This window comes from Pseudomonas sp. Sample_11 (assembly GCF_004307505.1).
Taxonomy (GTDB): domain Bacteria; phylum Pseudomonadota; class Gammaproteobacteria; order Pseudomonadales; family Pseudomonadaceae; genus Aquipseudomonas; species Aquipseudomonas atacamensis.
The window spans coordinates 1-10,808 of the sequence record NZ_RCOD01000024.1 but is presented as its reverse complement, the minus strand read 5'-3'; the positions used below and the strand labels follow the sequence as shown (position 1 = coordinate 10,808).

The 10,808-nt window shown below is 61.9% G+C and carries 6 protein-coding genes and 1 pseudogene; 6 read left to right on the top strand and 1 reads right to left on the bottom strand.

Annotated features, from left to right (window positions below):
- Window positions 1–276, top strand: a pseudogene (locus D8U60_RS27760) (hypothetical protein); the annotation flags it as partial.
- Window positions 277–488: 212 nt separating this feature from the next.
- Here the strand turns inward: D8U60_RS27760 and D8U60_RS05120 are convergent.
- Window positions 489–2,114, bottom strand: coding sequence for a PvdJ/PvdD/PvdP-like protein (locus D8U60_RS05120; protein ID WP_130899628.1), 1,626 nt, complete (start codon window positions 2,112–2,114; stop codon window positions 489–491).
- Window positions 2,115–2,321: 207 nt separating this feature from the next.
- Here D8U60_RS05120 and pvdM point away from each other — a divergent pair, with 207 nt between their 5' ends.
- From pvdM to D8U60_RS05095, 5 genes are all read left to right on the top strand, one after another.
- Window positions 2,322–3,686 carry a pyoverdine-tailoring dipeptidase-like protein PvdM gene (pvdM, locus tag D8U60_RS05115; RefSeq protein ID WP_122881567.1) on the top strand — a complete coding sequence of 455 codons (1,365 nt, stop codon included), beginning with the start codon at window positions 2,322–2,324 and terminating at the stop codon, window positions 3,684–3,686.
- The gene (locus tag D8U60_RS05110; RefSeq protein ID WP_130899627.1) at window positions 3,683–4,969 is read left to right on the top strand and encodes an aminotransferase class V-fold PLP-dependent enzyme; all 1,287 of its coding nucleotides are present in this window, start codon (window positions 3,683–3,685) and stop codon (window positions 4,967–4,969) included. Before pvdM ends, D8U60_RS05110 begins: the two co-directional genes overlap by 4 nt.
- Window positions 4,970–5,005: 36 nt before the next feature.
- Window positions 5,006–5,893, top strand: coding sequence for a formylglycine-generating enzyme family protein (locus D8U60_RS05105; protein ID WP_130899626.1), 888 nt, complete (start codon window positions 5,006–5,008; stop codon window positions 5,891–5,893).
- Window positions 5,894–6,002: 109 nt separating this feature from the next.
- The gene (locus D8U60_RS05100; RefSeq protein WP_130899625.1) at window positions 6,003–7,652 is read left to right on the top strand and encodes a cyclic peptide export ABC transporter; all 1,650 of its coding nucleotides are present in this window, start codon (window positions 6,003–6,005) and stop codon (window positions 7,650–7,652) included.
- 115 nt (window positions 7,653–7,767) lie between these two features.
- Entirely contained in the window at window positions 7,768–10,251 is a 2,484-nt protein-coding gene (locus D8U60_RS05095; protein ID WP_177435440.1) for a TonB-dependent receptor, read from the top strand.
- The last annotated feature ends 557 nt before the right edge of the window (window positions 10,252–10,808 follow it).

Genomic DNA, 10,808 nt, shown 5'->3' with positions numbered 1-10,808 from the left:
ATGACACACCGCATTCGCGAGCAGGCTCACTCCCACAAATGGAATTCGGTTTGGACCGAAATCTCCGCCACGACCAATGCCCATGTGGGAGCGAGCTTGCTCGCGAAGGGGTCCTGTCAGGCACTGATGCATCTGAATGAAACTCCGCATTCGCGAGCAGGCTCACTCCCACAAATGGAATTCGGTCTGGACAGAAATCTTCGGCACGAACAAGACCCATGTGGGAGCGAGCTTGCTCGCGAAGAGGTCCTGTCAGGCACTGATGCATCTGAATGACACACCGCATTCGCGAGCAGGCTCACTCCCACAAATGGAATTCGGTTTGGACCGAAATCTCCGCCACGACCAATGCCCATGTGGGAGCGAGCTTGCTCGCGAAGGGGTCCTGTCAGGCACTGATGCATCTGAATGAAACTCCGCATTCGCGAGCAGGCTCGCTCCTACATGGGATTGCGACCAATTCAGAGAGAGTGTGTGTTTGAACCAATCTAGAGCTGTCGGCCCTTGACCTTCAGATGCCGCGCATACCAGGGGCGCTGTGGCACTTTGCGGAACAGCTCGGTCATGTTGTCTTCGTCGCCGAAGGTGATACGCAGCGCCAGTTTCATGGTTTCCGGATCCATCTCCACGGAGCGCCCGACTTGCAGGCCGGGCACGGTGCTGCAGCCGTGGGTGTCGGGGCCGAGCCAGGGGTCGGCGACTTCCACCCAGCGCCCCGGTGCAAACCATGGCACGCCGTTGACTTCCAGACGGCTCACTTCGCCCGGGTGAAAACGTTCATGGGCGCGGAACCAGTCTTCCAGGCGATCATCGATCCAACCATGAAAGCGCCAGAACACCGGGTTCACATGGGAGGAAAACGGATCACCGAGAAAGTCGTTTTCCGGCGCATACCAGCGCGCAGCGAAGTCCGCCTGATCCCGCGCCATCGGCACTGGAATGTCATTGGATGGGTCACGCGCCACCGAAGCCCAGCGCATGTGCAGCCAGTCGTGCAGGCCCAGTTCGACTTCCGAACCGAACTGGCCAAGGGTCAATTTCGACAAATAACGCGGATCACGGTACTGCGATTCCCAGACCAGGAAATTGCTCTGGAAAGTCTCCGCCGCTTTGATGTCGCTGACCCATTTGGTGTACTCGTCATCACCTTCGGCCAGCCAGGTCGGCGGCAGTGAGTTGCCGTCGTGGTTGTCGAAGTAACGGGCGAAACCCTGCCGGTCACGTTCCAGCTCAGGCTGCGGCTGCGGGAACGCCGGCCAGGAAGGCAAATCCTGCATCGAACGGGCGATGCCTAGCATGTGCCGATGCATAAAGAAAAAGTCCACGCCCGAGCCATTGCGATCCTTGCTTGGCCCACGGGCGTCGCGTTCCTTGTCACGTGGCCCGGGCTGCCAGCCGATGCCGCGCAGCGCTTCGCGTTTTTTCTCCGAGAGCTTGTGCCACTTGTCGCGGGTGGCGTGCCAGAGCTGGTGGAACAAACGATGTTCGGGCGCCACCAGCCAGGCCAACAGTTGCGGATTAAGCCCAGTGCGTTCACGGGCCTCGGGAAAACGCCGCTTGATAGCGATGAACTGATTGTCCAGCTCGGGCAAGGCCAACGGCCGGTCCAGGCGCAGCACTTGCCCGGTGAACGTGGCGCTGCCGGCATTGCCGAACGCCGCCCAGACTTCATCCAGTTTGACTTTGAATTCATACACCGGCGGCGCAAGTGGCGCATCGGTGCGCAGCAGGCGCCAATACATCTCGGCGCCGTTGCCCGTTGCCAGATCGCCAATTACTTGATAACGCACAGGCCCTTCGGCACGCAGATTCGCTCCGGTGTCGAGATAACCACGCAGGCCGCGCCCACGATGAGCGATGTCGAGAAACAGTTCCAGACCTTGCGCAGGCAGACCATCAAGCCCCGCCGCCGCACCGGTAAACCGAATGTCCCAGACCCCACGCAAATTGTCCGCCAGCTGTTGCCCGGCGGTGTCCGCCAGATCGACCGTGGCCTCGCCCGGGGTGATCGGAAACTCCTCGCGAGTCAGTTCACGATGTGCATAAAAAGCGGCAGGCAGCGCGGCGCCCGTGAGTGCCATGCCCGCCATGAACCAGCGTCGAGAGATCGTCATTGCCCTACCTGTGTCAGCCATGAAGCAGGCTTTATCCAAGCTAGAACGTTTGCTCGGCGGGGAAATTTACGCTGCCGGCAAACATCACCCGCGCCGCTGCCGGGCATTTGTAACACACACCTAAATTAGCCGTGCAGCCACTCGTTCTTCCCAGATAGCAAAGGCCCCTGCGCCTGTACCTCGACGGCGAACCTGAATGAGATGGCAATGACAAAACCGCGTTGGAAAAAGGCTCTATTCATCGGCCTGCCGCTGGCCCTGGCGATCAGTGCCGGCGCAGGATTTCTGGCCTGGGATTACTGGAACAACCCCGGCTACCCGGTGAAGGTGATGAAACAGGCGACTGAGTTGCAGGATCGCCTGCTGTCGTTCGACAGCCACATCACCGTGCCGCTGAGTTTCGGCAGCCACGACCACGAAGCCGACAAGGATGGCTCGGGCCAGTTCGACCTGGTCAAGGCCAACCGTGGGCGTTTGTCCGGCGCCGCGCTGACGGTGTTCGGCTGGCCGGAAATGTGGAACGGCCCGAACGCCCCGCACCGTCCCACCGAGGGTTTTGTCGAAGAAGCGCGCAATCAGCAGGAGGTGCGCTACAAGATCATTTCCGGGATCGTCCGCGACTTCCCCAATCAGGCCGGCATCGCCTACACGCCGGATGATTTCCGCCGCCTGCACGGCGAAGGCAAGTTTGCGATTTTCATCAGCATGCTCAACGCCTACCCGCTGGGCAATGACCTGAGCAAACTCGACCTGTGGGCCGGGCGCGGCATGCGCATGTTCGGTTTCAGTTACATCGGCAACAACAGCTGGGCCGACTCGTCGCGGCCGCTACCGTTTTTCAATGATTCGCCCGACGCCCTCGATGGCCTGTCGGACATCGGTAAACAAGCGGTGCAGCGCTTGAACGATCTGGGCGTGATCATCGACGTTTCGCAGATGTCGACCAAGGCCCTCGAGCAAGTCGCCGAACTGAGCCGTACACCGCTGGTGGCCTCGCACTCGGCGCCCCGGGCGGCGGTGGATATCCCGCGCAACCTCAGCGACAAAGAGCTGCAACTGATCAAGAACAGTGGCGGCGTGGTGCAGGTCGTCGCCTTCTCGCAGTACCTGAAACCGCTGACCCAGGGCACGCAGGACAAACTCAATGCGTTGCGTGCGCGCTTCGATCTGCCGCCACTGCCCAACCTGGCGATGGCACTGATGCCCGGCGATCCGATCATCACCGCCTGGTCGGAACAGAAGCTCGGCCAGTACGCCAGCGGCCTCTACGCGATCCTCGAAGAAGAACCGAAAGCCACTCTCAAGGACTTCGGCGACGCCATCGATTACACGGTACGCAAGATCGGTATCGACCACGTCGGCATTGCTTCGGATTTCAACGACGGCGGCGGCATCAAGGGCTGGGAAAACGTCGGCGAGATTCGCAACGTCACCGCCGAACTGCTGCAGCGCGGCTACTCCGAAGCGGATATCGCCAAGCTCTGGGGCGGCAACTTCATGCGCGTCTGGGATCAGGTGCAAAAAGCCGCGAAACCGGCGCTGGCGGCACGCCAGGAGGTGGCCCGGCCATGACCGATCGTCGCACTTTTCTCAAGCAGGCCGGCCTGCTCGCCGCCGCCCTGCCCCTGGGCGCCAGCCTGAGTGCTCCGGCGGCCATCGCTGCCGTGCCGACTGCGTCGCGAGACAAATGGGTGCAGTTGCGTCAGTTGTTCGAGCAGGATCCCCAAGCGATTCACTTCGCCAATTTCCTCGTCACCTCGCACCCCAAACCGGTGCGTGAAGCGATCGAACGCCATCGCGCGGCGCTGGATGTGAATCCGGGTCTGGCGATGGATTGGGATCTGGGCGTCACCGAGAAGCGCGAAGAAAACGTGCGCCACTGGGCCGGCCAGTATCTGCAAGCCAAACCGGCGCAAATCGCCCTGACCGGCAGCACCACCGAAGGCCTGGCGATGATCTACGGCAGCGTGCAGGTGCGCGCGGATCAGGAAATTCTCACCACGGTTCACGAGCATTATTCGACGCGCAACATCCTCGATTTCCGCAGCCGGCGCGACGGCACGCGCGTGCGCAAACTCAAGCTGTTCGAAACCCCGCAGAGCATTTCGCTGGATCAGGTGCTCGACACGATCAATCGCAATATCCGCCCCGAGACCCGCGTACTGGGCATGACCTGGGTGCATTCGGGCAGCGGCGTGAAGCTGCCGATCCGCGAAATCTCGCAATTGGTCGACGAGCACAACCGCCAGCGTGCCGATCAGGATCGGCTGATCTACGTGGTCGATGGCGTGCACGGTTTTGGCGTCGACGACTTGAGTTTTCCGCAGATGAACTGCGACTTTTTCATCGCCGGCACGCACAAGTGGATGTTCGGCCCGCGCGGCACCGGCATCGTCTGCAGCCGTACCGAAGAACTGAAATACGTCAGCCCCAGCGTGCCGACCTTCTCCGAGGCCACGGCGTTCTCGACCATCATGACCCCGGGCGGCTACCACGCTTTCGAGCATCGCTGGGCGCTGGACGAAGCCTTCAAGTTGCACCTGCAGCTGGGCAAGGCCGAGGTGCAGACGCGCATTCATCAGCTCAACAGTTACCTCAAGCAACGCTTGCAAGAGCACCGCAATATCGAGTTGGTGACCCCGCTCGACTCGCAGTTCTCCGCCGGCTTCACCTTCTTCCGGATCAAGGGCCAGGACAGCGATGAAGTGGCGGCCTGGCTGATGCTGAACCGGGTGATCTGCGACGCGGTCAGCCGCGACGTCGGGCCGGTGATTCGCACCGCACCGGGCTTGCTCAACAGCGAAGCCGAAGTGGATCGCTTCATGGACATCCTCGGCACCAAGCTGCGTGCCTGACCCTCGACTGCCGTTTTCCTTTCAAAGAGACGACCCATGAAAAAGCCTCACGCGTCACTCCTCTCCAAAGCCCTGCCCGCACTGGCGCTGAGCGCCCTCTGCGGCGCATTGATGCCCGGCACCGCGCAGGCGGCGACAGCACCCGCTGCGGGCAAAGTGTTCAAGGATTGCAAGGACTGCCCGGAAATGGTCGTGCTGCCGACCGGCAGCTACACCATGGGCACGCCGGATGATGAAGTCGGCCGGCAGCCCGACGAAGGCCCGCTGCACACCGTGACCTTCAGCAAACCGTTCGCTATCAGCCGCTCGCAGGTGCTGGTGGGCGAATGGGACGCCTACGTGCGCGAGACCGGCAACAAGCCCTACGACTTCGATGATCGCCCGGGCCGCCGTTGCACCGCCGGCAAGCCGGAATTCAAACAGACGCCCCGCGACCCGGCGGTGTGCATGAACGTCGCCGAAGCCCAGGGCTACATCGACTGGCTGTCGAAAAAGACCGGCCACGCCTATCGCCTGCAAAGCGAATCGATCCGCGAATACGCCGCCCGTGGCGGCAGCGCCGGGCCTTTCCCCTTCCCGTTCGATGAGGGCAAGGACTACCAGATTTCCAAGCACGCCAACACCTACGGCGCGGCCGACGGCTACAACTTCACCTCGCCGGCCGGCACCTTCCCGGCCAATGCGTTTGGCGTGTTCGACGCCCACGGCAACGTCTACGAATGGACCGCCGACTGCTACCACCCGGACTACTCCGGCGTGCCCGCCGACGGTCACCCATGGACCCAGGAAAACTGCGAACGCCAGGTCATGCGCGGCAACGACTGGGGCGAAGCGCCGATCTTCTCGCGCTCGGGCAACCGCAACAGCAGCTGGCCGACCAGCAAGGGCGACTGGCTGGGCTTTCGCGTAGTACGCGACCTCTGACCCCGCCCTCGACGAGCGCAGCCACGCCTGCGCTCGGTTAAAGAAACTCCGCGACCATTCGTTTTCCTTAAGTACCGGCACTCCCTCCGCATCGAAGCAGGAATCCTCCATGACCAAGCCTACGCGTGGGGCGATCAACGAATTGTTCGCCCTGCTCAAGCCCTTCCGCCTGATCGTCTCGGCGTCCATCGTGCTCGGCATGCTCGGCGGCCTGAGCGTCACCGTGCTGCTGGCGACCATCAACAACGCCCTGCATTCCGATGACGGCCTGACCCGCACCGTGGTGATGATCTTCGCCGGCCTGTGTGCCCTGGCCCTGCTGACCACGATCCTGTCGGACATCGGCACCAACTACGTCGGCCAGCACATCATCGCCAAACTGCGCAAAGAGCTGGGGGAGAAAGTCCTGTCGGCGCCGATCGACCAGATCGAACGCTATCGCAGCCATCGCCTGATTCCGGTGCTGACCCACGACGTCGACACCATCAGCGACTTCGCCTTCGCCTTCGCGCCGCTGGCGATTTCCATGACCGTAACCCTTGGCTGCCTCGGCTACCTGGCCATGCTGTCGTGGCCGATGTTTCTGATGATGCTGGTGGCCATCGCCATCGGCACCACCATCCAGGCGATTGCGCGGGCCAAAGGCATGCGCGGTTTCTACGCCGCGCGCGATTCCGAAGACGAACTGCAGAAGCACTACAACGCAATTGCCGAAGGCGCCAAGGAACTGCGTATCCACCGGCCGCGTCGCCAGCGCATGTTCGTCGCCGGCATTCAGAAAACCGCCGAGAAAATCTGCGACACCCAGATCAGATCGATCAACACCTTCGTCATCGCCAAGTCGTTTGGCTCGATGCTGTTCTTCGTGGTCATCGGCATGGCCTTGGCCCTGCAATCGCTGTGGCCGAGTGCCGACAAAGCGGTGATGAGCGGTTTCGTTCTGGTGCTGCTGTACATGAAGGGGCCGCTGGAACACCTGATCAGCACCCTGCCAATCATCAGCCGCGCACAGATTGCCTTCCGCCGCATCGCCGAGCTGAGTGAACAGTTCTCTTCACCGGAACCACACCTGTTGCTGCAGGATAAGGGCAGCAAGCCGGCCGCCGTCAACAGCCTGGAACTGCGCAACGTGCGCTACGCCTTCCCTCCCGTGGAAGGCAGCGAACCGTTCCGCCTCGGGCCGGTGAACCTTCGTATCGAACAGGGCGACATCGTGTTCATCGTCGGTGAGAACGGCTGCGGCAAAACCACGCTGATCAAACTGTTGCTGGGGCTGTATGCGCCGACCGAGGGCGAAATTCGCGTTAACGACAAGCCGATCACTGCGGTCAACCGCGACGATTACCGGCAGAACTTCACGACGATCTTCGCCGACTACTACCTGTTCGATGACTTGATCCAGGGCGATCGTGAAGTGCCGCAGGATGCCACCCGCTACCTCGAACGTCTGGAGATCGCGCACAAGGTCAGCGTGCGCGACGGCGCCTTCAGCACCACCGACCTGTCCACCGGTCAGCGCAAACGCCTGGCACTGGTCAACGCCTGGCTCGAAGAGCGCCCGGTGCTGGTGTTCGATGAATGGGCGGCGGATCAGGACCCGACGTTCCGGCGGATTTTCTATACCGAGCTGCTGCCCGACCTCAAGCGCCTGGGCAAAACCATCATCGTGATTTCCCACGACGACCGTTACTTCGACGTCGCCGACCAACTGGTGCGCATGGAGGCCGGCAAGGTCAGAAGCGAACTGCAAACCGCTTGATCGAGGCAGCCGCGACCGGGCCGGAGAAAAAACTTTTCCGGTTTGCCGCGGCTTCCTCGTCTTAATGAGATGAATAAGAACCATTAACAACTATACCTGCCAAGGTCTTAACCTCATGTCCGCATCCCGTTTCATGCTTCGCCCTCTGACTCGAGCCCTGCAGATGCACGGCGCGACCCGCACACGCCTGGCCGGTAGCGGCCTGGGTCTGGCACTGACTCTCACGGCAGCGCCGTATGTCCAGGCCCAGGAATGGACCCTGAACATTCCGGCCCAACCGCTGGCCCAGGCCCTGCAGACCCTCGGTCAGCAGACCAGCCTGCAAATCGTCTACAGCCCGGAAAGCCTGCAAGGCCTGCGCTCCAGCGCCCTCAACGGCCGCTATCAGGATGACGAGTCGCTCAAGGCCATGCTCAGCGGCACCGGCATTCGCTATCAGCGTGACGGCAACACCGTCACCGTGCTCGGCCCGGCCACCGGCGGCAGCGCGATGGAACTGGCGCCGACCAACGTCAACGCCAACCGCCTCGGCGCCACCACCGAAGGCAGCAACTCCTACACCACCGGCGGCGTGACCATCGGCAAGGGCGTGCACTCGCTCAAGGAAACGCCGCAGTCGGTCACGGTGATGACCCGCAAGATGCTTGATGACCAGAACCTCAACACCATCGAACAGGTGATGGAGAAGACCCCGGGCATCACCGTCTACGACTCGCCAATGGGCGGCAAGTATTTCTACTCGCGCGGTTTCCGCATGACCGGCCAGTACCAGTACGACGGCGTGCCGCTGGACATCGGCAGCAGCTACGTGCAGGCGGACAGCTTCAACAGCGACATGGCCATCTATGACCGCGTGGAAATCCTCCGCGGCGCGGCCGGCATGATGAAGGGCGCGGGCGGCACCGCCGGCGGCGTCAACTTCGTGCGCAAGCGCGGCCAGGACACCCCGCACACACAGCTGTCGCTGTCGGCCGGGACTTGGGACAACTATCGCGGCCAGGTCGACACCGGCGGCCCGCTGAACGACGCCGGCACTGTCCGTGGCCGCGCCGTGGTGACCCAGCAGACCCGTAAGTATTTCTACGACGTGGCTGAACGCCGCGATCAGATCTACTACGGCGCCCTGGACTTCGACCTCAGCCCCGACACCACCCTCGGTCTGGGCATGGCCTATGAAGACGTCGACGCCACCCCGTGCTGGGGCGGCCTGCCGCGCTACGCCGACGGCTCCGACCTGCACCTGAAACGCTCCACCTGCCTGAACACCTCGTGGAACAACCAGCGCAGCAAACGCGCCACCTACTTCGCCGACGTCAAACACCAGTTCAACGACGACTGGTCGCTGAAAGTCGCCGGCGTGTACTCGCGCAACACTCAGGACATGGAATATTCCTTCCCGAGCGGCACAGTGCCCTTGGGCGCCACCGCCACCAACACGCTGATGCTTGGCAGTACCTATGACTACGATCAGCGCGACTACGGTTTCGATGCCTACGTCGACGGCAAATTCGACGCCTTCGGCCAGCAGCACGAACTGATCGTCGGTGCCAACGCCAGCCGTTCGCACAAGGACGACTTCTACGCGGTGGCGGCATTGCCACAGCGCCAGAACGTATTCAACCCGAACCACAACATCCCGCAGCCGGATGAAAGCTACTACCTGGCCAACGCTTCCCGTGGCGGCCCGGTGGACATGCACATCAAGCAATACGGCGCCTACTCGATCGCCCGCCTGAAACTCGCCGACCCGATGACCCTGGTACTCGGCAGCCGGGTCAGCTGGTACAAATCCGACACCGACTCGGTGCAGTACTTCCGCGGTGAAGGCACCGAGGTCAACACCCAATCCACCGAAACCGGCCAGGTCACGCCGTTCGCCGGCCTGCTCTACGACCTCAACGACAACCTGACCGCCTACGCCAGCTACACCGACATCTTCACCCCGCAAGGCTCGTACAAAACCATCGACGGCAGCACGCTCAAGCCGCTGATTGGCCAGAGCTACGAGCTGGGGATCAAGGGTGAGTGGTACGACGGTCGTCTGAACACCACGTTCAACCTGTTCCGCACCATCCAGAAAGACGCGGCCCAGGATGACCTGCGGTGCGAAGACAGCTCCTGCCAGATCAACTCCGGCAAGGTCCGCGCCCAGGGCTTTGAAGCTGAAGTCAGCGGTGAAGTGATCGACCGCCTGCAATTGCTGGCCGGTTATACCTACACCCAGACCAAAGTACTGGAAGACGCCGATGCTACTCAGGATGGCGCGGTCTACAACTCCTACGTGCCGCGTCACCTGTTGCGCGTCTGGGGTGATTACGCCCTGAGCGGGCCGCTGGATCGTGTGACGATTGGTGCGGGTGTCAATGCGCAGACAGGTACCTACCGCGTTTCGCCCCTGGGCGGGGACAATGTCGACGGCGCGGGTTATGCGGTCTGGAACGGTCGCATTGGTTATCGGATCGATGACACCTGGTCGGTGGCGTTGAACGGCAATAACCTGTTCGACAAGCGTTATTACGCGACCATTGGTACCGAGGGGTTCGGTAACTTCTACGGGGATCCGCGCAATTTTGTGATGTCGGTGAAGGCTGATTTCTGATTGGTCTGATGTTGTTTAGAAGCCCCGCTTTGGCGGGGCTTTTTGATTTTTGGGATTGGGGGCATATCCGTTGTTGCGGGTGCTGCCGCTGGCGGTTTCGCTCTTACAGCGAGTCCCTTTTTCAAACGCCGGAGTGCCGGCCCAGCAAAAAGGAACCAAAAGGCTTTGCCCCGGCGTACGGCCCGCTCGCTAAAGCTCGGGGCTCCTTCGTTACGGGACCGATCCGGGCGCAGCGGCTACGGTTTGCTTCGCTGCACCTCCTTCCGCTGTGTACGACTGCGTCGTACGGTCGCTGCGCCCCCACCCCCGGATCGATCCCATAACGAAGCCTGCCGAAGGGGCAAAAGATCAAGAGCCGGATCAAAAGCCAAAGCCAAAGCCAGATCAAAAGATCGCAGCCTTCGGCGGCTCCTACAGTTGGATCAGGTGCGGGCATAGAGAAATCGGTCGGCTGTCAGGCCGCCTTCGCGAGCAGGCTCGCTCCCACAAAAAGCAAAAAGCCAAGCAGCGCAGCTGCCCGCGGCGAAGCCGCCCCACTCAACAATGAGCGCAAGCTC